This is a genomic window from Aeromonas cavernicola (assembly GCF_002795305.1).
GTDB lineage: Bacteria > Pseudomonadota > Gammaproteobacteria > Enterobacterales > Aeromonadaceae > Aeromonas > Aeromonas cavernicola.
The window spans coordinates 39,453-61,937 of sequence record NZ_PGGC01000095.1; the positions used below are offsets into that span (position 1 = coordinate 39,453).

Genomic DNA, 22,485 nt, shown 5'->3' on the forward strand with positions numbered 1-22,485 from the left:
CATAAAAAGAGGAGGGAGCCGTGGGCTCCCTCTGATTTGCCATTGCTGCGACTAGGCTTATTCACCTTTAGCACTGAGCTGCTGCTCAAGCTGAGCCAATTTAGCCTCCAGCGCAGTCAGTTTTTCCCGAGTACGCAGCAGCACCTTGGTCTGGACGTCAAACTCTTCGCGGCTAACCAGATCCAACTTACCCAGCTGGGCTTGGACGACTTGTCGAAACTTCTTCTCTGCCTCTTCCCCCATGCTGCGAATGCCAGGTGGGAGCGCGTTGTGCAGTTGTTTGGCGATCTCTTCCAGTTTTTTCGGGTCGATCATCTGATCCTCCTTAAAGCGTTGGCGGCCATTCTACCGATAATCGGATCTTTTTGCCGAGATCGAGGCGTTGTTTTGCATTGATGGCCGAGGATAATTCTATGTTAGCGTGAGTCATCGGAGCAGTAGTGTGCGCCGTGGGCTGTGATGGATAACAACCAATAAAGAGGATCTACGATGCAGAAAAAGCTGATTTGTGCCGCCGTACTCAGTGCCATGCTGGCCGGCTGTGGTGGTGAAAACAACAAGATGGGGGATACCAGCAGCACCCTTGATTACCTCCTCAGTGGCGCTAGCGGGCTACGCCCCAGCGTCTTAGCCCCACGGGATAGCGATGGCACCCTGAAATTTGCCACGCAAACACAGGATCTCGCCAATCCGGTCTCAGCGCTTTCCACCTTAGATGGCTGGTCAACCACTCAGGCCATTCCGCTCGTGCCCGCCACCGTGACTGGGGTATCGGTCCCCGCCCCCAACCCAGCAGAGTACGCAACGGCAACCGCCCCCCTTTATCTGCTGGAGTTGACCTTCGATCAGCAGACTCAACGACCAAACGGGGTGGAAAAAGTACTGACTTACGGCACCGACTTCGTGGTCGCAGCGGCGGCAGGCAAACTCAACCTCGTCCCCCTCAAGCCACTCACCCCCTCTGCTTATTACCTGATCGTGGCCACCGAGGCGCTCAAAGATAGCCGAGGCACCCCACTCAAGGCCGGTGGCGACTACAGCAACGCCAAAACCGCAGGCGCCACTCGCCAAGAGCAGACCATCCGTGGCCTGATTACCCTGCAGGAGGAGATCTTTAGCGCTGCAACCGGCGTTGCCCGCGACAAAGTGATTTTTTCCGATTGGTTTGGCACTCAGTCCGGTGCCGACGTATTACTGGCCGTCAAAGGCGCTGCGGCAATGGTGGCCGCCAGCCCTACCCTAGATGCCACTGAGGTGTGGCCACAAGATGCCATGGGTAACACCAGCCTCCCCGGTACTTATCGCCTAGCACTAGCCGGGAGCAACCCATTTTTAACTCAGCTCGCCAGTGAGCCTTTTTTACCGCAAGAGCAAAAAAGTGCGCTGACTGCCGCCTTTGGCCCTGGCACCCCGCTGTATCCCATCGCTCAACTGACCCAGGTTTACAGTGGCACCGTCCAGCTCCCCTACTTCCTCGCCACCCCCACCAGCAGCGGCAGTTGGGATCGCGCCAGAACCCAATCATGGCAGGGTGCCATACCCAGCCTCTATGCCATAGCGACCGCCCTCCAAAGCGCCGATAGCGAGGTGATTGCTGGGTTAGCTGGAGCCGGTGTTGACCCCGCTTTGCTGGCAACCCTGATCGCCGATCCCACTCGCCAGAGCGAGCTGTTGACTGAAGCACGCAAGCTGATTGGCGTCACCCTGACCTCAGGTGGCAAACCATTAGATGCCGAGCAACATATTGGCCGTTTCAGCCCATTACCCGCCCTGACCGAGTTGCAACCAGTGCCTGTGCGGATCTTCAGCAATGGGCCGCTCAATACGGTGACCGATGTCATCATCTATCAACATGGGGTGACCGCCATCAAAGAGAACGCTTATGCGCTGGCGCTGGGGCAAATTGCTGCGGGGATGCAAGCTGGCAAGCAGGTGGCGCTGGTGGTGATCGACCATCCGTTACACGGTGAACGGGGCTTTAATCTGAGCGGCAGTATGGCAACCGTCACCACCGCCAGCGATCCGACCCCTTATCTGAACCTCAGCTACCTGACGGTAGCGCGCGATAACCTCAAGCAGAGCGTGGCAGACCTGTTAGGGCTGCGGCTCGCCATTGGGTTAGCGAATCAGCAAAGCCAAATCGGCAGTGCAGGCAACCTCAAGACCCACTTTCTTGGCCATTCACTGGGCGCGATCACCGGGGCCAACTTACTGGCAATCGCCAATCAGCCGCTGGGCAATCCCGCCGATCCTTTGTTCCAATTTGATAGTGGTGGGCTCGCTATGCCGGGTGGCGGTATTGCCCCGTTGCTGTTGAACTCCCCGAGTTTTGGTCCCACCATCAAGATGGGGGTACTGACCGGGGGCAGCCCTGAACTGAAAGCAAGCTTTGCTGCGTATGCCGCCAATTGCCAAACACCAGTGCTAGCCAATTGCTTCGTCAATGAGTTCCTCCCCAGTTTGGATAGCGCGACTCTGGGGCTCGCTGCCAGCACTCTGCAGAGTTACAGCTTCGCCGCCCAGTCGGTACTGGACTCCGCCGACCCAATCAACCTTGGCAGCACGATTGCGCCAGATTTCCCGCTCTTTGCCACTGAGATTGTCGGCGACGGCGCGCTGAGCCTGCCAGACCAAGTGATCCCCAATCGGGTTGACTCGGCCCCATTGGCAGGGACAGAAGCGCTGTTTAAGGTTCTCGGATTACAGCCGCTGACGGTAACCGGCCCCGCCAATCACCACGCCGCTCGCTTTGTGCTGGGTGGTCACAGCTCTTTGCTGGCACCGGATGAAAACTTTGACCCAACCGGTGAGGTCACGACTGAGATGCAAAGCCAGTTTGCCAGCTTCTTCATGAGCGAAGGGGCTGCGGTGCAAGTCAACAATGGCAACTTGCTCAAACCATAAAAGCGGATACCGCGCCTAGGTGAGCCATATAACCTAGGCTAATCAGCGCATTAGGTCAGGCCCAGTCATCTTAGATTGCTGGGCCTTTTGTCACAGCTTAACACCATAAGGATATGGGTTATTGAGATGGCAGGCTGTCAGGCGCTGGACAATACAAGCGCAGACGATGGCCATCGGGATCAAGAGCCATACCGGTATAACCAAACTCCATCAGGGTCGGCTGCTGGATGATGGTCAGGCCGCGTGCCTGCCACTCTGCCAAACCAGAATCAACACTGGCTTCATCAGGCAGCGGGAAGGCCAGTTCCATGGCGCCAGCGCTTTGTGTCACAGCTGGCTCGACGGTAGCACGGGACCAGAGTGCTAGTTTTGCTCCCGATTCGAACACGAACATGGCAAAGGTAGGTGACTCCTCCACCGGTTCGCGCCCGAACAGCTCGCGGTAGAAGAGCACGCTGCAGGCTGGGTTGGCAACGTAGAGGAGGGTGAATTGGGGGACGAACATGGTGATGCTCCTTGCTGATGAGATGGCGCATTGGCGCCGACCCCGTCAGCATGGCGCTACCTGCTGTCAGTTTCTGTCAGCAATGAATTTCGGCTGCGGGATCTGCTGGGTGGCGCGCCACTCCTTCAGCAGGCTCTCTCTGCTTTTTGGATAGCGGCAATCTTGCGGTTGCATCCGAGTGATGCGATCGACCCGAAAGTGGCGCAAGCCCTGACGCAGTTCGCACCAGGCCACCAGTACCCGTACCTGTTCGAAGTAGCCGAGGGCAAAGGGCCAGACGGTGCGCTCTGAGGCCTCATCCTTGAGATCCCGATAGCTCAGGGTCACCTTGCGTTGCTGGCGGATGGCGCTGCGCAGCGGGGCTTCATCGGTGAGGCTGTCGCTGCGGGAGGTGCCGATCAGCAGGGCATTGCTCTGGAGCTGCTGGCGATAGTCGGCGGGCAGCACGGCTTCTATCTTAGCCAGCGCACTGCTGGCCGATGCACTCAAGGCTCCATCACCGTGGGCGACGACCCAACGTGACCCCAGCACCAGCGCATCCAGCTCCTCTTCACTGAACATCAATGGTGGCAGCATGAAGCCGGGACGCAGCACATAGCCGATACCCGGTTCGCCCTCGATATGGGCACCTTGCGCCTGCAGGGTGGCGATATCCCGATAGAGGGTGCGTAGGCTGATGCCAAGCTGGCTGGCCAGTTCAGCGCCAGTGATGGCGTAACGGTGGCCGCGCAGCAGCTGGAGCAGGGCCAGCAGGCGTTCGGAACGGGACATGGGATGACTCCTCGGGATCTCTGGTTAGCCTGCCGTAGCGGAGTGAGTGGGTACAGCGGACATCATCAGGAGTTATGGCCGCGAAAAGAGCGTCGCCACTCGCTGGGGGAGATGGCAAAGCGGGCGCGGAAGTGATTGCGCAGGGAAGTGGCACTCTTGAAGCCGACCAACTCAGCGATGCGATCGATGGAATGACCGCTCACTTCCAGCAGCTCCTGACTGCGCCTGAGCCGCTCCGCCAGCAGCCATTCACCTACCGAGAGGCCGGTAGCCTGATGAAAACGGCGGGTAAAGGTGCGCCGACTCATCAGGGTATGGGCTGCCAGAGAATCCAGGGTGTGAGGCTCGGCCAGATGGGCACGCAGGTGATCGAGCAACTGGTTCATCCGGACATCGCGGGTGGAGGCGGGTACCGGCTGCTCGATAAACTGGGCCTGACCCCCTTCCCGGTGGGGTGGGATCACCAGCCGCCGTGCCACCTTGTTGGCGATAGCCGAGCCATGGTAGTGGCGAACCAGATAGAGGCAGCAGTCCAGCCCGGCGGCGGTGCCTGCCGAGGTGACTAACCCCTCGTCATCCACATAAAGGGCGTTGGTATCGAGCTGCACGCAGGGAAAGCGGCGGCAGAAATCCTGTTCGTACTCCCAGTGGGTCGACGCCTTGCGACCATTGAGCAGGCCGGCGTAGGCGAGCACATAGGTGCCGAGACAGAGCCCGACCAGCCGGGCACCTCTGGCTCTGGCGGCGATCAGGGCATCGAGCAGCGCCGCCGGTGGCCGTGCTGCCGGGTCGTGCCAGAAGGGGATAATGATGATCTCCGCCTCGGCCAGCACCTCCAGCCCATGGGGGGCCTGAATGGTGAAGCCTTGCGCCGAGTGTGAGTGACGGTTGCCATCACCGCAGCAGATCTTGAGCTCGAATAGCGGCTGGCCCGGCAGGATATCGCCAAAGATGAGGCAGGGGACGGCGCAGTGAAAAGGGCTGAAATGATCGAAGGTCACCACGGCAACGGTCGGGGTGGGCATTATGTTGGCTCCTCTCTGCGCGCAGGACTCTCATCATAAGCGTTCGGCAGTGAAAGCCGAAGGGCCATGTCTGGCATGGCCCTCCTGCGGATCACAGCGATATCGCCTCGCCATCTTCCGGCACCCGTACCCGATCCGTCATGCCCCGTTCCGTCAGATAGTCGCGTAGCTCCTGGCGTGACAGCAGGGCGTGGTTGACCGCCTCCATATGGCTGGCGATCAGCGTGGCTTGCGGTGCGGCCTGATAAACGGCGGCGACATCTTCCTTGCCCATGATGATGGAACCGAGCCCGGGCACCTGTGCATCGCCGCAGTTGAGGATGACGACCTCGGGCTGATGCTGTTGCAGGGCTTGCTCGACCCGGGGATGCCAGATGGTATCACCGGCCAGATAGAGGCTCTGTTCATCGGGGTGGGAGAAGACCACGCCGCACACCTCTCCCATGCGTTCACCCAGTACCGCCATCAGCTGGTCGCTGCCATGCTGACCACTGGTCTGCTGCAGGCGAATGCCGGCAAATTCGGGCTGTTCGCTCAGCAGGCGCACATCCTCAAAACCACTGGCACGAATGGCATCGGCATCCTTCTGATGTTGTACAAACAGTGGCAGATGCTTGGGGAGCAACGTTCTGGCGGCGTCATCCCAGTGGTCGGGATGATCGTGGGTGACGATCACTGCGTCCACATCGATCAGCGCATCGATCGGTAGCGGCAGCTCGACCAGCGGATTACGCTGCTGGCTGTTGGCGGTGCCCTCAAAGCCGGGGAAGGCCCCTTTGGCCGAGAGCATGGGATCTATCAGAAAGCGGGTGCCGGCATAGTCGAGCAGCAGGGTGGCGTTGCGAACCTGGGTAATCTTCATGGGATGGCTCCATGTTGGCTGGTGGATATGCAACCAATTATGGGGTGTGGAGCGAGTTGCCATCAGTGGCCCACGGGTCGATTATCATCACTATCGGGCCAACAGGTTGATGTGCCAAAGGTCGGCGCGGCCATTTAAAAATTTGAAAAAATCCCCTTGAAAGGAAAAAGTGAGCCCCTATATAGGTAACAAGGCCGGAACGCTCGACAGAGGTTTCGACCAGGCGCCCGTCCATAAGGAGGGCAAACAATCCGTTATCGCTCACGAGAGGGTAATACTATGCGTTCTATCGACTTTTCTCCGCTCTATCGTTCTGCCATCGGTTTCGATCGTCTGGCCAATCTTATCGAATCTGCGGCCAGCAATGGCAATGCCGGTTATCCCCCCTACAACATCGAGCAGCTGGGTGACAGCGACTACCGCATTAGCATGGCGGTGGCTGGCTTTACCCAGGAAGAGCTGGAGCTGAGCTTCCAGGAAAATCTGCTGACGGTGAAGGGCAACAAGCAGGCAGACACCGGGCGCAGCTATCTCTATCAGGGGATCGCCGAACGTGGTTTCGAGCGCCGCTTCCAGCTGGCCGACTATGTGCGGGTGAAAGGGGCCGACCTGAAAAACGGCTTGCTGCACATCGAGCTGGTGCGTGAAGTGCCCGAGGCGATGAAGCCACGCAAGATTGAGATCAACGGCTGATAACCTGAATTCACTGAAATTTTAAAATTTCCCGGGTGCCGATGACGGGCCTGTGGCGAGTTGAACCTGTTGCTTATTAGAAGGATAGGATTATGCGTAACCTCGATTTTTCTCATCTCTATTCCAATGCCGTCGGCTTCGAGCGGATGGCCCGTGAGCTGGAAGGTCTGTTCGAGCAGAAGACCGCCGCTTACCCCCCGTACAACATTAAAAAGCGCGATCAGGATGGCTATCGCATCACGGTCGCCGTGGCTGGCTTCGAGCGCGAAGAGCTGGCGCTGGAGACTGAAAACGGTACTCTCAAGGTGAAGGGGCGCAAAGGGGCTGCGGCCGGTGAGCGCCAGTTCCTCCATCAGGGGATTGCCGAGCGTGACTTCGAGCTTGCCTTCAAGCTGAGCCAGCACGTGGAGGTGCAGGGCGCCAAGCTGGAGCATGGTCTGCTGACCATCGACCTGGCTCGCGAACTGCCGGAGGCGCTCAAGCCCCGCGCCATTCACATCGGTAAACCCGACCCGCTGGCGCTGCCCGGTTAAGCAAACCAAATCGCGAGAAATAACCAAGGCCTGCAGATGCAGGCCTTGCTGCGTTGGTACCACCGCTCATCACTCGCCCGCCAGCCTACTGGCCAGTGGGCTGGCACTCCCCTCATCCTTAATGACGGCGATGTTCAGTCCCCTTTTATCGATGGCCAACTATCGATAGGTCATATTGAGATATACAAATAACCGGATTGCGTTACCGCTCTTTTTCTAAGAACCATATCTCATCAAGCCACGATTTTTAGTCTTTCCTTGTCGCCCAAAGAGATGGGCAAACTGCCGCTTCATTGACCCGATGGAGCAATATCATGACAGGAAAAGGACACCCTCTGTGGCTAATCGCCCTCACCCTATTCAGCCTGCAGGCCAGTGCCGTCGAGGTAACGGTGGCCTACCAAACCTCCGCCGAACCAGCCAAGGTAGCCCAAGCTGACAACACCTTTGCCCGCACTAGCGGGGCCAAGGTGCAGTGGCTCAAATTCGACAGTGGGGCCAGCGTGGTGCGGGCGCTTGCCTCTGGCGATGTGCAGATCGGCAATATCGGCTCCAGTCCGCTGGCCGTGGCGGCCAACCAGCAGGTACCCATCGAGGTGTTCTTGCTCGCCGCCAAGCTGGGTAACTCGGAAGCGTTGGTGGTCAAGCCCGGGATCGACTCCCCAGCAGCACTTCGTGGCAAGCGCATTGCGGTGCCCTTTACCTCCACAACCCACTACAGCTTATTGGCGGCGCTCAAACATTGGAGAGTCGCGCCAGCCAGCGTAGAGATCGTCAACCTGCAACCACCCGCCATTACCGCCGCTTGGCAGCGAGGGGATATTGATGGCGCCTATGTCTGGGCGCCGGTTCTCAACGAACTGGCCAACAGCGGCAAGGTGCTGACTGACTCTAGTCAGGTCGGTGAGTGGGGCGCGCCCACTCTGGATGTATGGGTAGTGCGCAAAGATTTCGCCGAGGCTCACCCCAAGCTGGTGCAGGCCTTTGTCGATAGTAACTTAGCAGCGCAACAGGACTATCTAGCCAACCCTGACAGCTGGCTGACCCAGCCCGACAACCTCGCCAAACTGGCCAAGCTAAGCGGTGTCGCCGCACCAGACGTGCCCACTCTGGTCAAGGGGAATACCTACCTGAATGCTAACCAGCAGAGCGCCGAACTGGGGGCGCTGGTGAACCAAACGCTGGTGGACACCAGTCGCTTTCTCAAAGAGCAGGGCAAGGTCGCGCAGGCTGGCAACGATTATCGCCACTACGTCACCGACCGTTTTGTCAAAGGCCAGTTCCGCTGACCCTGTCTCACAAGGAGGTAGCCATGCTGAAAATCACTCACCTTAGTGCCAGCTACGGCGGGCGCCGAGTCCTCGACGACATCAATCTGACCCTGAATGCGGGCGAGCTGATGGTGGTACTCGGCCCCTCCGGCTGCGGCAAGACCAGCTTGCTCAACCTGATCGCGGGGTTTACTCCCTATCAGCAAGGGGAGATCACCTTACAGGGAAGGCCAGTGACCGGACCCAGTGCCGAGCGGGGGGTCGTGTTTCAACACGATGGACTGCTGCCGTGGCGCAACGTGCTGGACAACGTCGCCCTCGGGCTACAACTGACGGGCTTATCCCGTGCTGAGCGCGAAGCCAGGGCGCTGACGATGCTGCGTCAAGTGGGACTGGCGGAGGCCAGCGGCAAGGCTATCTGGCAACTTTCTGGTGGCCAGCGCCAGCGGGTGGGTATCGCTCGGGCTCTCGCTACCCAGCCGCAACTGCTGTTACTCGACGAACCTTTCGGCGCCCTTGACGCCTTCACCCGCGAGCAGATGCAAACCCTACTGCTGCGGCTGTGGCACGCCCAGCGCCAGCAAGTGCTGTTGATCACCCATGACATCGAAGAGGCGGTATTTATGGCCACTGAGCTGGTGTTGCTCTCCCCTGCGCCGGGTCGAGTGCTGGAGCGGCTCACCCTAAACTTTGGGCGCCGTTTTGCAGCCGGTGAGCCATGCCGCAGTATCAAGTCTGATCCTGCTTTTATCGAGCAGCGTGAGTACGTGCTCGGTCGCGTATTTGCCGCGCGGGAGGTGTTTGCATGAGCCTCACACTCGCTCGCCCAACCCGTTCAGTACGCTGGCCCCTGCGCCGCCGGCTGCGCTGGCCTTGGTCGCATCGGCTGGGGGTGAGCTTGCTCACCCTGACCGCCCTGCTGACCCTCTGGTGGGGGGTGACACGGTTAGGAGCAATCAGCCCTCTGTTTCTGCCTTCCCCCCACCAAGTGCTACAACAACTAGTCACCCTCGCAGGACCGCAGGGCTTTATGGATGCCACCCTCTGGCAGCACCTCGCCGCCAGCTTGCAACGCATTCTGGTTGCCCTCACCGCCGCGACCTTATGCGGCGTTACGGTCGGCATCGCAATGGGGCTCAGCCCTATTCTGCGCGGCATGATTGATCCGTTGATTGAGCTCTACCGCCCTGTGCCACCGCTGGCTTATCTGCCACTGATGGTGATCTGGTTTGGCATCGGTGAAACCGCCAAAGTGCTGCTCATCTATCTGGCTATCTTTGCCCCCATCGCCATGGCAACGCTGGCTGGGGTGCAGGGGGCAAAACAGGTACGGCTGCGGGCCGCCCAATCCCTCGGCGCAACCCGCTGGCAAGTGCTGTGGTACGTCATTTTGCCCGGCGCCCTGCCGGACATCCTCACTGGGCTGCGCATCGGGCTAGGGGTTGGCTGGTCCACCCTAGTGGCAGCCGAGCTCATCGCCGCCACCCGTGGCGTGGGCTTTATGGTGCAATCCGCTAGCGAGTTTCTCGCCACCGATGTGGTGCTAGCGGGCATTCTGGTGATCGCCTTGATCGCCTTCACTCTGGAACTTGGTTTACGTGCGCTGCAGCGTCGCCTGACGCCGTGGCATGGAGAAGGACTATGAGCAATTCCCTGCATATCACCCCTCTGGGCCCCTATATCGGTGCCGAGATCAGTGGCCTCACCCTAGCCGAACCCCTTGATGACCATCAATTCACCCAGCTGCAACAGGCCTTGCTGACCCATCAGGTGCTGTTCTTTCGCGATCAACCCATCACCCCTCGGCAGCAGCGGGCACTGGGTCACCGCTTCGGCGATCTGCACATCCACCCAGTCTACCCCCACACCGCAGAAGCCGAAGAGATCATCGTGCTCGATACCCACGACGATAATCCGCCCGATAACGACAACTGGCACACCGATGTCACCTTTATCGAAACACCACCCGCGCTGGCTATTCTTGCAGCCAAACAGTTACCTGCGGTGGGCGGCGATACCCTATGGACCAGCGGCATCGCCGCCTTTGAAGGGCTCTCTCCTCGGCTGCAACAACTGTTAGCGGGGCTGGAGGCCGAGCATGATTTCACCAAGTCATTTCCGGCCCATCGCCACAACACCAGTCCAGCTGAATACCAGCGCTGGCAAGCCGCAGCGGCGCGGCATCCGCCGCTACGCCACCCAGTGATACGCACTCATCCCCTAAGTGGTCGCCAAGCGCTGTTCGTTAACGAGGGATTCACCACCCACCTACCCGACTTGCCGGCCCGTGAGAGCGACGCGCTACTCGGCTTTCTGTTCAGTCACGTCACCAAACCCGAGTATCAGGTGCGCTGGCGGGAGCACGATATCGCCATCTGGGATAACCGCGTCACCCAACACTACGCCAACGCCGACTACCTACCGGCCCGCCGGATCATGCACCGAGCCACCATCTTGGGAGACAAACCATTCTAGCGTGCTCAATAGCGGGGACTGACAGCCATGGCGACCAACCGCTATTGTCACCGCTATTAGCCGCTCCACCAGCCCCCATGGTCGGTGATGGCTACCCCCTTGCTTGCCACTAGCGCGCCGCAAACACCGAGTTGATGCCCATAAAAAAATCCGAAACCCAGCACTGGGTTTCGGATGGTGGGACAGCAATTGAGGTAGGCAGCGATGATGAGGGGTGCTGGGGTCAGTTCAACCCGAGCGTCGTTATTTTCATCTTATTTGAGAGCCCCACCCAATCGGCTCGAGTTACTCAACCGTCACCGATTTGGCTAAATTGCGGGGTTGGTCTACGTCGGTGCCTTTGATCAAAGCAACGTGATAAGAGAGCAGTTGCAGTGGCACGGTATAGACGATGGGGGCGATCGCCTCTTCAACCGGATTGAGTTTCATGACCCGCATGGTCTGATCACTCTTGAAACCGGTATTGGTATCGGCGAAGACGTAGAGGATCCCGCCACGGGCCCGCACTTCTTCGACGTTGGATTTGAGCTTTTCCAGCAGGTCGTTGTTGGGGGCCACCACGATGATCGGCATTTCGCCGTCGATCAGTGCCAACGGGCCATGTTTCAGCTCGCCTGCGGCATAGGCTTCGGCATGAATGTAAGAGATCTCTTTGAGCTTGAGCGCCCCTTCCATGGCAATGGGATACTGGCTGCCGCGCCCCAGGAACAAGCTGTGCTGTTTATCGGCAAACTCTTCCGCCATGGCTTCGATATCGCTGGCCAGCGCCAAGCTCTCTTTGATCCGCAGTGGCAAGGCTTGCAGTGCCTTGACCAGTTCAGCCTCGGCAGCGGCACTGAGGTGGCCACGGCAGCGACCAATGGCCACCACCAGCATCAACAAGCCGGTCAATTGAGTAGTGAACGCTTTGGTGGATGCCACACCGATCTCGGCGCCCGCTCGGGTCATAAAAGCCAGTGCCGATTCACGCACTAAGGAGGAGCCCGGCACGTTGCAGATGGCCAGTGAGCTCATGTAGCCTGACTCCTTGGCCAGCCGTAAGGCGGCTAGGGTATCGGCGGTTTCACCGCTCTGGGAGAGGGTGATCAGCAGGCTGTTGGGGCGTACCACCGATTTGCGATAGCGAAATTCGGAGGCGATCTCCACATCGCACGATACCCCTGCTATCTCTTCAAACCAGTAGCGGGCAACCATACCAGAGTGGTAGGAGGTGCCACAGGCGACGATCTGGATATGGTCCACTTGTTCGAAAATGGTGCGAGCGCCATTACCAAACGACTCGACCACCACGTGCTCGCCCGCTAACCGGCCTTCTAGGGTGCTGGTGATCGCCTTTGGCTGCTCATGAATCTCTTTGAGCATGTAGTGGCGATACTCGCCCTTATCACCGGCATCGTGAGAAACGTCGGACTCTTGCTCTTCCCGCACCACGGGTTGGCCATGGGTATCAAAAATACTCACTTCGCGGCGGGTCACTTCCGCTACGTCACCCTCTTCAAGGAACAAGAAGCGGCGAGTAACCGGGAGCAGAGCCAGTTGATCGGAGGCAATGAAGTTCTCACCGATACCACGGCCTATCACTAGCGGCGAGCCAGAGCGCGCCACTACCACGCGGCTGTCGTCACGGCTATCCATCACCACGGTGCCGTAAGCGCCACGCAGCTGTTTTACCGTTTTTTGCATCGCTGCCAGCAAGGAGTCGGTCGATCTCAACTCGTGATGCACCAGATGAGCAATGACCTCGGTGTCGGTATCGGAAGTGAAGATATAGCCCAGCGCCTTCAGCTGATGGCGCAGCGCTTCATGATTTTCGATGATGCCGTTGTGCACCACCACAATATGATCCGACACATGCGGGTGAGCATTACGCTCCGAGGGTTCACCGTGAGTGGCCCAGCGAGTATGAGCAACCCCTGTGCCGCCGTGCACCGGCTGCTGGTCGAGCGCGTTGGCTAGCTCAGCAACCTTGCCCAGTCGCCGCACCCGCTGCAGCGGATGATCGGCGCTAAATACCGCCACCCCAGCCGAGTCGTACCCGCGATATTCGAGACGACGCAGACCTTCTACCAAGATTTCAGCCACATCACGTTGAGCCACAGCCCCGACGATGCCACACATACACTTCTCCTTGAGATGTAAAAATGAAACGCGCGTTGGATAGCTCCGATCTAGGCTACCCAGCACTCTTCAATCCATGATCGGGGCGCAGATGAGGGTAATCCCCAACCCTTTGATATGCGCTCTGATCTCATTGGTCAATCCATCATCCGTTACTAAGGTGTGAACACCGGACCACGGCAGTTCGAGATTGGGGATTTTGCGGCCGATCTTGTCCGACTCGACCATGACGATGACCTCCCGCGAGACCTCGGCCATCACTCGCGACAGCCCCACCAGCTCGTTAAAGGTCGTGGTGCCACGATCGGGGTCGATGCCATCCGCTCCGATAAAGAGCTGGTCGAAGTCATACGAGCGCAATACCTGCTCGGCGACCTGCCCCTGAAAGGATTCAGAATGAGGGTCCCAAGTGCCACCTGTCATTAATAGGGTAGGCTCGTTTTCCAGCTCACGCAGCGCACCGGCCACATTGAGGGAGTTGGTCATCACGATAAGGCCGCGCTTGTGGCCCAGCAGGGGGATCATGGCGCTGGTGGTGGTGCCGCTGTCGATGATGATGCGATTGTGGTCGCGAATGCGCTCGGCGGCCGCTCTGGCTATCGCTATCTTTCGTTTCGAAATATGTTCAGAATGCGTTGGCATCACCATTTCGCTGGGTAGGGGCACGGCACCGCCGTAACGGCGCAGCAGCAAGCCACCGCTCTCTAATAGAGCGAGATCTTTACGGATAGTGACCTCAGAGGTGGAGAAGTGGTTCGCTAGCGCATCAACGCTCACTTCTCCTTGCTCGTTAACTAAGGTCACTATGGTATGACGGCGCTGTTGTGTATTACGTTTGGTCATGCACAAGTTTCGATTCGAAATAATATCGAAATGTTAGCCCTTTTTTGGCAAAAATAAAACCGCAAATAGGAGCGCGCGCAAGGAGATGTCAAAATAGCGGCGACTGATCGTGAGGCGACTATGCAACAACGTACTATCTGGCTGGTGGAAGATGAGGCCAGCATTGCGGATACCCTGATTTACGCGCTACAGACCGAAGGCTTTGAGGTGCAGTGGTTTAGCTTGGGCCAGCAGATGCTGAGCCAACTGACGCAAACCCAACCCGACTTTATGATCCTCGATGTGGGGCTGCCTGATATCTGTGGCTTCGAGCTGTGTAAGCAGGTGCGGGCTCGCAGTAATGTGCCCTTGATGTTTCTGACTGCCCGCAGTGAAGAGATAGATCGGCTCATTGGGTTAGAGATTGGGGCGGACGATTACGTGGCCAAGCCTTTTTCGCCGCGCGAGGTGTGCGCCCGAGTGCGGGTCATCCTGCGCCGCAGCCAGCCGGCCGCAGTTCTGTCCAGCAGCCCGCTGGTGCTGGATGAAGAGCGGGCCTGCATCCACTTTCATGGCCAACGGCTGGGGCTCACCCGCTACGAATACTTGCTCCTCAAAACCCTGATGCAGGCACCGGGACGGGTTTACTCGCGCCAACAGCTGATGGATTTGGTGTGGCAAGATGCCGAAGAGAGCCTTGATCGCACCGTCGATACCCACATCAAGACCATTCGTGCCAAGCTGCGCGAACATGACCCGCACACCAATCTGATCCTGACCCATCGCGGGCTAGGCTACAGTCTGGAGCAGCTATGAGGCTCGGCTTACAACTACTGGGCGGGCTGTTGTTGATCTTTGCGCTCGCCACTTGGTTCGTGGTGAAGATCTTCGTGGAAGAGATCAAACCAGGGGTACGCAGCGCCACTGAAGATACCTTGGTGGACATGACCCAGTTACTGGCGCCGTTAGCACGCGATGACCTACGGGAAGGCAAGATGCAAAACGGACGCTTGGCCAGTGCCTTTGCCCGCCTCAACCAAAATCCGGTCAACGCCTTGATCGATGGTCATCTCAAACAGCTCGCGGAATATCGCATCTACGTGACCAATCAGCAGGGCATCGTCATTTACGACTCTGATGGCGGCGCGGTGGGCCAAGATTACTCTCGTTGGAACGACGTCTACCGCACTCTGCGAGGCCAATACGGTGCTCGCAGTACTCGCACCGACCCCAATGATCCGGCAAGTTCCACCATGTATGTCGCCGCACCACTGCGCGATGGCGTGGCGATCATCGGGGTACTCACGGTCGCTAAACCCAGTCGCACCCTCATGCCCACCATCGAGCGAGGGGAGCGAGAACTGATGCGCGTTGGTAGCCAGATGCTACTGGGCACTTTGCTGATCGGCGGGCTGCTGGTGTGGTGGCTCAACCGCGCCATCGGTAAGCTGGTCCACTACGCCGACTCCGTCAGTAAAGGAGAGGCGGCACCACTGCCACGGCTGCATACCGTCGAACTGGATCGGCTCGGCCGCGCCCTTGAGACGATGCGCCACCAGCTCGATGGCAAAGGCTACATCGAGGATTATGTTCACAGCCTCACCCATGAGCTGAAAAGCCCACTGGCGGCGATTCGCGGAGCCGGGGAGATCCTCGCAGAAGCGCCCCCACCCGCGGTGGCTAACCGCTTTATCGGCAACATTAATCTGGAAACTGCTCGCATCCAGCAGTTGATTGAACGAATGCTGCAGCTAGCACGATTAGAATCGGGGCAACCCCTCGACCGCCACACGGTTGACCCCAGTAAGCTGGCTACACGAGTGCTCGATACCCGCCAAATCGCAGCGTCGCCTCGTCAGATAAGCTTGTTAACGACACTAGCCAGCAGCACCAAGGCCAAATGGGACTCGCTGTTAATCGAACAGGCAATAGGCAATCTGCTAGATAATGCCATCGACTTCTCCCCAACTGGCGCCACCGTGCGCCTGCAAGGGGCTTTGCAGCAAGGGGGTTACTGTTTTTCGGTCTCCGACAACGGTCCTGGCATTCCCGACTACGCCCTGCCACGGATCTTTGAGCGTTTCTACTCGCTGCCACGCCCGGACAAGGGCAAGAGCAGCGGTCTGGGGCTCAGCTTCGCCCATGAAGTTGCCCGCCAACACGGTGGTCGGTTAACCCTGTGCAACCGCCCTGAAGGGGGCGTGCTAGCCGAACTTTGGCTACCGCTCGCCTAGTCCCTTGCCTATCACTTCACGGTCGCCACACAAAGCGGCGTTACACTGCCGTGATGTCCCCGTTATTTGCTTAAGGAAACGCGATGTCCCGCCTACTGCTCTCCAGCCTATTGGCCAGTAGCCTACTCTGCACCCTGCCCGCCTCGGCGGTCAGCGGCTGCTTTCTCTATGTCGATAGCAATGGGCAAACGCTCTCTGCTGAAGGGGATTGCACCACGCGGCTGCCGCCTGCCTCCACCTTTAAGATCCCGCTGGCACTGATGGGCTACGACAGCGGTTTTCTGGTGGATGAAAAGCTTCCGGCGCTCCCCTACAAGCCGAGCTATGACGGCTGGCTGCCCGCTTGGCGCGAAACCACGACCCCGACCCGCTGGGCAGCTCACTCGGTGGTGTGGTTCTCTCAGCAGCTGACCGAATGGTTGGGATGGGAACGCTTCCAGCAGTATGTGAACCGCTTCGATTACGGCAACCGAAACATCGACGGTAATCCGGGCAAGCATGACGGCCTGACTCAGGCTTGGCTCAGCACCAGCCTCCTGATTAGCCCAGAGGAGCAGGCCCGCTTCCTCAGTAAGATGCTGAGCGGCAAGCTGCCAGTCTCGGCGCAAACCCTGCAATACACCGCCAATATATTCAAGGTCAGCGAGATCGACGGCTGGCAGATCCACGGTAAGACGGGGATGGGCTACCCCAAGAAGCAGGATGGCAACCTTAACCGCGATCAGCAGATCGGCTGGTTCGTCGGCTGGGCCAGCAAACCGGGCAAGCAGCTGATTTTCGTCCATACCGTGGTGCAAAAACCCGGTAAGCAGTTTGCATCACTTAAGGCAAAAGAGGAGGTACTGGCCGCCCTGCCGGCTCGCCTTGCCAGCTATTAATGGGTTAACTCTCCTCACTCCCACCGGCGCGCTGCGCCGGTTTTTTTATTCACTTCACCGCCACTTCACACAACCCCATATTCCCTTCACCCCCCATTGCTAACGTAGCCAGGTCTCAAGGAGGGATTGTCATGTTGAAACATATTCTTACCCATAAAATTACACTGTTAATTCTGCTCGGCCTGTTACTGATGCTACCCATGCAGTCTATTCGTGACCTCAATCAGGAACGCCAAGCCTATCGCACTGATGCAATAGATCAGATCATGGCAAGCGCCAGCGGCCCGCAGCAGTTAATTGGCCCAGTGCTCGTGCTGCCATATAGCCGCGAGGTAAAAGTCCAGGAGGGGGATAAGGTAAAGATGGTGCGTAAATACCACGCTCGCTTCATCCTACCAGAGCAGCTCAATGCTCAGGTGAAGCTAGAGGTAACACCACGTCGGCTCGGTATCTATCAAGCTCAGGTTTATCAGACCAACATCTCCTTGACCGGCACGCTACCAGCCAACCCTGACTGGCAACTGCCGGAGGGGGCAATAGCCGATGAGCCTTATCTGAGCATGGCGCTCTCGGATGCCCGTGGTATCAGCCAAATCCCGTCGGTCACCCTCAGTGGCCACCTCCGCGAAGTGCTGCCGGGGGCGCACATCAGCGATCTGGCTGGCGTACATGTGCCGCTCCCGGCACAGCAGCCGCAGGGGGGTGACTTTGCCGTGCAACTGACCTTACAGGGGATGGAGAAATTCTCATTGGTACCTGTTGGACGTAACAGCCATTTGACGATGGAGGGTAACTGGCCACATCCCAGCTTCCTCGGTGACTTCCTCCCGACTCGCCGCGACATCAGTAAGCAAGGCTTTACTGCCAACTGGCAGACCAGCTGGTTTGCCACCGATATGGCGAACCGTTTTGACCAAATAATGGTGAGAGGTACCGAGCAACTACCTAGCTTCAGCATTAGCTTGGTACAGCCGGTAGATCACTATCAGCAAAATGAGCGGGCGGCTAAGTATGCCTTGTTATTTATCGGCTTAACCTTTATCAGCTTCTTTATGTTCGAGCTGCTCAGAGGGCTAAGGGTACACCCGATTCAATACGCTCTAGTGGGGATGGGGCTGGCCATCTTCTATCTGGTGCTGCTGGCACTGACCGAGCACCTCGGTTTTGCTTGGGCTTACCTCTGTGCAGCGCTCGCCAGCGTGATGCTCAACGGTTTTTACCTGAGCCACATCTTGGGTGGGTTTAAACCGGGGGCCGGTTTCTCCATCTTGCTCGGGTTGGTTTATGCCCTGCTGTTTGGCCTGTTGCAAGCGGAGGATATGGCGTTGTTACTGGGTGCCTTGCTGCTGTTCTTAGTACTGGCGCTGGTCATGGTGCTCACCCGCAAACTTGACTGGTATCAGGTTATGGGCAACACCACCACCGACTAGACAACCTAAGCCCCGCTCGGTGTTGACGCTCAAGGCAAGATGGTCTGCCTTGAGCGTCTTTATGAGGGGGATCAGAGCTGGTTGCCCGCCTGAATCGTGCGACGAATTTTATTGCTCAGCAGCGGCGCTATGTTATCGGCCAGCAGTTGGAAGCGAGCAACATCAAACTTGCTACTCGCGTCCAGATAGCCTTGGTTACGCAAGGTCTGGATCAGGGTACTAAACAGCTTCTGGTCGAAAAACTCGGGGGCATTAATTCCGTGTAGCGTGCCCAAGCGTTCCGCCATCATCAAGCCATCAGCCTCCAGCTGCGCGGCATCGATATAGGGGTGAGCCAGCACCCGAGTGAGTACAATGGCATAACGCTGTAGCGTCTCTTGGATGCTCTCCGCCAATAGCAATAACCGCGTCTGGTTTGCTGGGTTTACCCAGTAACCGCCATCATCCACGGTGATCAGCTGCTGACGTTGCAGCTCACTCAATAAGGCATCGATCAGCTCTGGTAACTCATGATCTTGGTAACGTAAAAACAGCTCGGTTTTGAGGAGTGGATAGATCGCCAGACAACGGGTCACAATCTTGTCACGTGAGATCCCCTCACAACGCTCAATCAATGCAGCCACTAACGACGGCATCGCAAAGAGGTGCAGGATGTTATTACGGTAATAGGTCAGCAAAATAGCCTGATAGCGATCCAAACTGATGATTTGCCCCAGTTTATCCTCACTCACCTCAAACTTGTTCAGCTCCATAGCCTGATCTAACAGAGTGTTAGCATCTTCATCAGGCAGGGTGCTCTGGACGCTATAAGGCACCTGCCGGAGTAAATCGAGGTAGGTATTAAGCTGGGCATATAGCTCATCACGAGTCAGTGCATGACGCTCAGCGGCCAGTAACGCCAGCGCACTCAAGGTCAGCCCATTCACAGCCGCGGCATCGTTAATCCGTGTCATCAATAGATCGGCCAGCTGATTAACGGTCGGTGCCATCCAGTCAGGACGGGTGTCTTGACCTATCTCTGCCTTCCATGCTGGAACATGTTCATTGAGGTAACTATTGAGGGTCAGCGGCTCGCCAAAATTAACAAAGCCACGGCCGTAGTTACGCAACTTGCGCAAAATACCGAGCACCTGCAGGAAACTCTCTTTCTCTTTACGACTGCCTTTGAGCTCGTTGTGATAGGTATTTACCTCCATCACATGCTCATAACCAAGATACACAGGTACTAAGGTCACGGGCCGATCTAACCCACCCATCATGGCTTGCAGTGTCATGGCGAGCATGCCGGTTTTCGGTGGAAGCAGACGACCGGTCCTAGAGCGGCCCCCCTCAGCAAAGAACTCCACCGAATAGCCTTTAGCAAACAGTAAATTCAGATATTCCCGAAACACCGTGCTGTAGAGCGGGTTACCCTTGAACGTTCGGCGAATGAAGAAAGCACCACCGTGGCGAAAGATCGGGCCAGCGGGCCAGAAATTGAGATTAATCCCCGCCGCAATATGAGGGGGTACCATCCCTTGGTGGTAGATGACATAGGAGAGTAACAGATAGTCCATGTGACTACGGTGGCAAGGCACATAGACGATCTCGTGCCCTTCCTGAGCCAGTTGCCGCACTTTCTCGGCACCATTGACCGACAGGCCACGATAAAGCTTGTTCCATAACCAGCCAAGAAAACTCTCACCAAGCCGGACCAAGCGATAGGAGAAATTCGATGCGATCTCATCCATATAGCTGTGTGCCCGTCTTTGCGCTTTCTCAAGCGTGATGCCATCGCGCAGCGCTTCTTCCTCCACCGCCTGCTGGATCACCCGAGAGTCGAGCAACTGCCTGAATAGTAAGTTGCGATTCGGCAACTTAGGCCCGGTTGCGGCTAATTGCTGACGACTAAAGTGAGTTCGCGCCACACGGGCCAGTTTGTGAGCAATTGCCTCATCCGTCCCATGCTTATCAGCCATGTAGCGTAAGGAAAGCGGCGAAGAGAAACGCACCAAGTTCTCACGCCCCTTGAGGATCACAATGAGCGCCTTTTTAAGCCGATTTGGGGCCAGACTGCTGATTATATTCCAGCCAGAGGCATCCTCACCTTCGCGACCCGGTGCTCGGCCCCAAAACAAGGTGACAGGGATGACCTGAATATCCAACTCAGGGTCTAGCTTGTGTAAATCCAGCAGCTGATGAAATTCTTGAAGGAACGGTAGTGGCTTGTTGCGTTGACCAAATAGAGGGGGCGGACGATCCAAACAAACATAACGAGGCAGCAGCTGGCCATTGTGCTCAAGCGGAGTGAAAGGACCTGGTAAACCGACATCCTCGCAGCAGCGCTGCAACGTCATAAGATCAGTAATCGAACTGGTCTTTAGGGCGTAAACAATGGGTCTCGATGAATCCAAATTGAGCTCAGTGATGGGATTTTCTGGCAAGCTCTTATGATTAACCAAGCCATTGATCGGCCACTGCAAGATGGCTCTAGAAATGTGTTGCCCTAGGGACATGTCTATCTGCTCTCCAAAAAAATGCGGCGTGAGCATACCAAATCACGGACTTTTTGTCGTCGAGAGGTACGATGAGTTGGCTGCGCAAGATCAAGAACTGACGATTTAGGCGCACAGAGAGAGACTTGTAGCTGCTGCGCCTTGCCTTGGCCACAGCACTGTATATACTGCCAGTGTGCTGTATAAAAAAACAGGTGAATATATATGAAGCCCCTTACATCTCGCCAAGCCGAGGTACTGGAACTGATCAAAATCAATATGAACGAAACCGGCATGCCACCGACTCGTGCTGAGATTGCCCAAAAGCTTGGCTTCAAATCTGCTAATGCAGCCGAAGAGCATTTGAAAGCACTCGCTAAGAAAGGGGTCATCGAGATCATGCCCGGTACTTCTCGTGGTATTCGCCTACTACTGGAAGAAGAGGAAACCCAGACAGAGAGCGGGTTACCACTCATTGGTCGAGTCGCGGCAGGAGAGCCCATTCTCGCGCAAGAGCATATTGAGAGCCACTATCAGGTCGACCCAGCATTATTTCATCCCCCAGCAGATTTTTTGCTGCGAGTCCAAGGCATGAGCATGAAAAATATTGGGATTTTGGATGGCGACCTGCTCGCAGTGCATAAGACTAATGAAGTGCACAATGGCCAAGTGGTCGTCGCTAGACTCGATGAAGATGTAACGGTTAAGCGTTTCCAGCGTAAAGGCAGTCAAGTCTGGCTACTGCCGGAAAACGAGGAGTTAGCCCCGATAGCAGTAGACCTAGCTAATCAGCAGCTCACTATTGAAGGTCTCGCGGTTGGGGTTATTCGTAATGCAGACTGGATGTAGTGATAGTGGCGATTGCATCGTGATCTGTTATTAGATCAGCTCTTTTACTCTGCGGCACGAATCACTACACATGAAAACGGCTATAAATGCTGCGAAGCTATAGTAAATAGCCGTTTTTAATATCGCACCTCTGTTGGCCAATACAGATAAAAACGGCCCATCTATTGACCCCCACCATTTGACCAAATAGCAAAAGCCCAACTGAATAAATCAGTTGGGCTTTGTAATTGTCACTATCTTATAACTGGCGGAGCGGACGGGACTCGAACCCGCGACCCCCGGCGTGACAGGCCGGTATTCTAACCGACTGAACTACCGCTCCGCATTCGGCTAGCTTATTGCTAATTAGGTGCCTGGCAGTGTCCTACTCTCGCATGGCGAATGCCACACTACCATCGGCGCTACCGCGTTTCACTTCTGAGTTCGGCATGGGATCAGGTGGTTCCACAGCGCTATTGCCGCCAGGCAAAAATCTTCATCCAGAAAGCTGACGTGAGTAGTGATGTTGCGCTTGGCTTGTCACTATCACTGAATTTGAGTAGTTCGTTCACTTGCTACAAGGCCCAGAACACTTCTTGGGTGTTGTATGGTTAAGCCTCACGGGTAATTAGTATAGGTTAGCTCAACACGTCGCCGCGCTT

General features: G+C 57.1%; 20 protein-coding genes, 1 tRNA gene and 1 rRNA gene. 12 read left to right on the forward strand and 10 right to left on the reverse strand.

Annotated elements, in window-relative coordinates:
• Positions 1-57: 57 nt before the first annotated feature.
• Positions 58-315: a ubiquinone biosynthesis accessory factor UbiK gene (gene ubiK / locus CUC53_RS11135; RefSeq protein ID WP_100294233.1), complete on the reverse strand. Its 258-nt coding sequence runs from the start codon at positions 313-315 to the stop codon at positions 58-60.
• Positions 316-489: 174 nt separating this feature from the next.
• Between ubiK and CUC53_RS11140 the strand changes: the two genes are divergently transcribed.
• Positions 490-2,904, forward strand: a complete 2,415-nt coding sequence (locus CUC53_RS11140) for a VolA/Pla-1 family phospholipase (RefSeq protein WP_100294234.1) — start codon at positions 490-492, stop codon at positions 2,902-2,904.
• Positions 2,905-3,022: 118 nt separating this feature from the next.
• Here the strand turns inward: CUC53_RS11140 and CUC53_RS11145 are convergent, their stop codons facing one another.
• The 4 genes from CUC53_RS11145 to CUC53_RS11160 form a co-directional block, all read right to left on the reverse strand.
• Complete coding sequence (locus CUC53_RS11145) at positions 3,023-3,409, reverse strand: VOC family protein (protein WP_100294235.1); 387 nt, start codon at positions 3,407-3,409, stop codon at positions 3,023-3,025.
• Between the two features lie 66 nt (positions 3,410-3,475).
• The gene (locus CUC53_RS11150; protein ID WP_100294236.1) at positions 3,476-4,180 is read right to left on the reverse strand and encodes a helix-turn-helix transcriptional regulator; all 705 of its coding nucleotides are present in this window, start codon (positions 4,178-4,180) and stop codon (positions 3,476-3,478) included.
• 65 nt (positions 4,181-4,245) lie between these two features.
• The gene (locus CUC53_RS11155) at positions 4,246-5,205 is read right to left on the reverse strand and encodes a helix-turn-helix domain-containing protein (protein ID WP_100294237.1); all 960 of its coding nucleotides are present in this window, start codon (positions 5,203-5,205) and stop codon (positions 4,246-4,248) included.
• Between the two features lie 91 nt (positions 5,206-5,296).
• The gene (locus CUC53_RS11160; protein WP_100294238.1) at positions 5,297-6,067 is read right to left on the reverse strand and encodes an MBL fold metallo-hydrolase; all 771 of its coding nucleotides are present in this window, start codon (positions 6,065-6,067) and stop codon (positions 5,297-5,299) included.
• A gap of 279 nt (positions 6,068-6,346) precedes the next feature.
• Between CUC53_RS11160 and CUC53_RS11165 the strand changes: the two genes are divergently transcribed.
• The 6 genes from CUC53_RS11165 to tauD all read left to right on the forward strand — a co-directional run bounded on the left by CUC53_RS11165 (position 6,347) and on the right by tauD (position 11,039).
• Positions 6,347-6,760, forward strand: a complete 414-nt coding sequence (locus CUC53_RS11165) for an Hsp20 family protein (protein ID WP_100294239.1) — start codon at positions 6,347-6,349, stop codon at positions 6,758-6,760.
• Between the two features lie 92 nt (positions 6,761-6,852).
• Positions 6,853-7,293, forward strand: coding sequence for an Hsp20 family protein (locus CUC53_RS11170; protein ID WP_100294240.1), 441 nt, complete (start codon positions 6,853-6,855; stop codon positions 7,291-7,293).
• Positions 7,294-7,607: 314 nt separating this feature from the next.
• On the forward strand, positions 7,608-8,582 hold the full coding sequence (gene tauA, locus CUC53_RS11175; RefSeq protein ID WP_100294241.1) for a taurine ABC transporter substrate-binding protein: 975 nt from the start codon (positions 7,608-7,610) through the stop codon (positions 8,580-8,582).
• A 23-nt stretch (positions 8,583-8,605) separates the two neighbouring features.
• Positions 8,606-9,373: a taurine ABC transporter ATP-binding subunit gene (gene tauB, locus CUC53_RS11180; RefSeq protein ID WP_100294242.1), complete on the forward strand. Its 768-nt coding sequence runs from the start codon at positions 8,606-8,608 to the stop codon at positions 9,371-9,373.
• Positions 9,370-10,209 carry a taurine ABC transporter permease TauC gene (tauC, locus tag CUC53_RS11185; RefSeq protein WP_100294243.1) on the forward strand — a complete coding sequence of 280 codons (840 nt, stop codon included), beginning with the start codon at positions 9,370-9,372 and terminating at the stop codon, positions 10,207-10,209. The genes tauB and tauC overlap by 4 nt, the downstream gene beginning before the upstream one ends.
• The gene (tauD, locus tag CUC53_RS11190) at positions 10,206-11,039 is read left to right on the forward strand and encodes a taurine dioxygenase (protein ID WP_100294244.1); all 834 of its coding nucleotides are present in this window, start codon (positions 10,206-10,208) and stop codon (positions 11,037-11,039) included. Before tauC ends, tauD begins: the two co-directional genes overlap by 4 nt.
• A gap of 285 nt (positions 11,040-11,324) precedes the next feature.
• Here tauD and glmS read toward each other — a convergent pair whose 3' ends face one another.
• Entirely contained in the window at positions 11,325-13,157 is a 1,833-nt protein-coding gene (glmS, locus tag CUC53_RS11195) for a glutamine--fructose-6-phosphate transaminase (isomerizing) (protein WP_100294245.1), read from the reverse strand.
• A 69-nt stretch (positions 13,158-13,226) separates the two neighbouring features.
• The gene (locus CUC53_RS11200; protein ID WP_100294246.1) at positions 13,227-14,000 is read right to left on the reverse strand and encodes a DeoR/GlpR family DNA-binding transcription regulator; all 774 of its coding nucleotides are present in this window, start codon (positions 13,998-14,000) and stop codon (positions 13,227-13,229) included.
• Positions 14,001-14,120: 120 nt separating this feature from the next.
• Between CUC53_RS11200 and blrA the strand changes: the two genes are divergently transcribed.
• From blrA to creD, 4 genes are all read left to right on the forward strand, one after another.
• Positions 14,121-14,795, forward strand: coding sequence for a beta-lactam response regulator transcription factor BlrA (blrA, locus tag CUC53_RS11205; RefSeq protein ID WP_100294247.1), 675 nt, complete (start codon positions 14,121-14,123; stop codon positions 14,793-14,795).
• Entirely contained in the window at positions 14,792-16,213 is a 1,422-nt protein-coding gene (gene blrB, locus CUC53_RS11210; RefSeq protein ID WP_100294248.1) for a beta-lactam sensor histidine kinase BlrB, read from the forward strand. Before blrA ends, blrB begins: the two co-directional genes overlap by 4 nt.
• Before the next feature lie 83 nt (positions 16,214-16,296).
• A complete protein-coding gene (gene blaOXA, locus CUC53_RS11215) occupies positions 16,297-17,091 on the forward strand; it encodes a class D beta-lactamase (protein ID WP_100294249.1) in 795 nt (264 codons plus the stop codon).
• 131 nt (positions 17,092-17,222) lie between these two features.
• Positions 17,223-18,521, forward strand: coding sequence for a cell envelope integrity protein CreD (gene creD, locus CUC53_RS11220; RefSeq protein ID WP_100294250.1), 1,299 nt, complete (start codon positions 17,223-17,225; stop codon positions 18,519-18,521).
• 71 nt (positions 18,522-18,592) lie between these two features.
• On the opposite strand, the gene plsB is transcribed toward creD, so the two are convergent.
• Complete coding sequence (plsB, locus tag CUC53_RS11225; protein ID WP_100294251.1) at positions 18,593-21,016, reverse strand: glycerol-3-phosphate 1-O-acyltransferase PlsB; 2,424 nt, start codon at positions 21,014-21,016, stop codon at positions 18,593-18,595.
• A 204-nt stretch (positions 21,017-21,220) separates the two neighbouring features.
• Here plsB and lexA point away from each other — a divergent pair, with 204 nt between their 5' ends.
• Positions 21,221-21,844 carry a transcriptional repressor LexA gene (gene lexA, locus CUC53_RS11230; protein WP_100294252.1) on the forward strand — a complete coding sequence of 208 codons (624 nt, stop codon included), beginning with the start codon at positions 21,221-21,223 and terminating at the stop codon, positions 21,842-21,844.
• Between the two features lie 245 nt (positions 21,845-22,089).
• Here lexA and CUC53_RS11235 read toward each other — a convergent pair.
• Together CUC53_RS11235 and rrf are read right to left on the reverse strand one after the other, a co-directional pair.
• Positions 22,090-22,166: transfer RNA gene (locus CUC53_RS11235), tRNA-Asp, on the reverse strand.
• 29 nt (positions 22,167-22,195) lie between these two features.
• Positions 22,196-22,310, reverse strand: a 5S ribosomal RNA gene (gene rrf / locus CUC53_RS11240).
• Positions 22,311-22,485: the final 175 nt, after the last annotated feature.

Excerpts from the sequence above, each read along its gene's own strand:
- CUC53_RS11155 (WP_100294237.1), bottom strand. The coding sequence starts at position 5,205 with ATGCCCACCCCGACCGTTGCCGTGGTGACCTTCGATCATTTCAGCCCT.
- CUC53_RS11145 (WP_100294235.1), bottom strand. The coding sequence starts at position 3,409 with ATGTTCGTCCCCCAATTCACCCTCCTCTACGTTGCCAACCCAGCCTGC.
- tauD (WP_100294244.1), top strand. The coding sequence starts at position 10,206 with ATGAGCAATTCCCTGCATATCACCCCTCTGGGCCCCTATATCGGTGCC.
- CUC53_RS11200 (WP_100294246.1), bottom strand. The coding sequence starts at position 14,000 with ATGACCAAACGTAATACACAACAGCGCCGTCATACCATAGTGACCTTA.
- creD (WP_100294250.1), top strand. The coding sequence starts at position 17,223 with ATGTTGAAACATATTCTTACCCATAAAATTACACTGTTAATTCTGCTC.
- glmS (WP_100294245.1), bottom strand. The coding sequence starts at position 13,157 with ATGTGTGGCATCGTCGGGGCTGTGGCTCAACGTGATGTGGCTGAAATC.
- blaOXA (WP_100294249.1), top strand. The coding sequence starts at position 16,297 with ATGTCCCGCCTACTGCTCTCCAGCCTATTGGCCAGTAGCCTACTCTGC.
- CUC53_RS11140 (WP_100294234.1), top strand. The coding sequence starts at position 490 with ATGCAGAAAAAGCTGATTTGTGCCGCCGTACTCAGTGCCATGCTGGCC.
- CUC53_RS11165 (WP_100294239.1), top strand. The coding sequence starts at position 6,347 with ATGCGTTCTATCGACTTTTCTCCGCTCTATCGTTCTGCCATCGGTTTC.
- ubiK (WP_100294233.1), bottom strand. The coding sequence starts at position 315 with ATGATCGACCCGAAAAAACTGGAAGAGATCGCCAAACAACTGCACAAC.
- blrB (WP_100294248.1), top strand. The coding sequence starts at position 14,792 with ATGAGGCTCGGCTTACAACTACTGGGCGGGCTGTTGTTGATCTTTGCG.
- plsB (WP_100294251.1), bottom strand. The coding sequence starts at position 21,016 with ATGTCCCTAGGGCAACACATTTCTAGAGCCATCTTGCAGTGGCCGATC.
- blrA (WP_100294247.1), top strand. The coding sequence starts at position 14,121 with ATGCAACAACGTACTATCTGGCTGGTGGAAGATGAGGCCAGCATTGCG.
- CUC53_RS11150 (WP_100294236.1), bottom strand. The coding sequence starts at position 4,180 with ATGTCCCGTTCCGAACGCCTGCTGGCCCTGCTCCAGCTGCTGCGCGGC.
- tauB (WP_100294242.1), top strand. The coding sequence starts at position 8,606 with ATGCTGAAAATCACTCACCTTAGTGCCAGCTACGGCGGGCGCCGAGTC.
- lexA (WP_100294252.1), top strand. The coding sequence starts at position 21,221 with ATGAAGCCCCTTACATCTCGCCAAGCCGAGGTACTGGAACTGATCAAA.
- CUC53_RS11170 (WP_100294240.1), top strand. The coding sequence starts at position 6,853 with ATGCGTAACCTCGATTTTTCTCATCTCTATTCCAATGCCGTCGGCTTC.
- tauA (WP_100294241.1), top strand. The coding sequence starts at position 7,608 with ATGACAGGAAAAGGACACCCTCTGTGGCTAATCGCCCTCACCCTATTC.
- tauC (WP_100294243.1), top strand. The coding sequence starts at position 9,370 with ATGAGCCTCACACTCGCTCGCCCAACCCGTTCAGTACGCTGGCCCCTG.
- CUC53_RS11160 (WP_100294238.1), bottom strand. The coding sequence starts at position 6,067 with ATGAAGATTACCCAGGTTCGCAACGCCACCCTGCTGCTCGACTATGCC.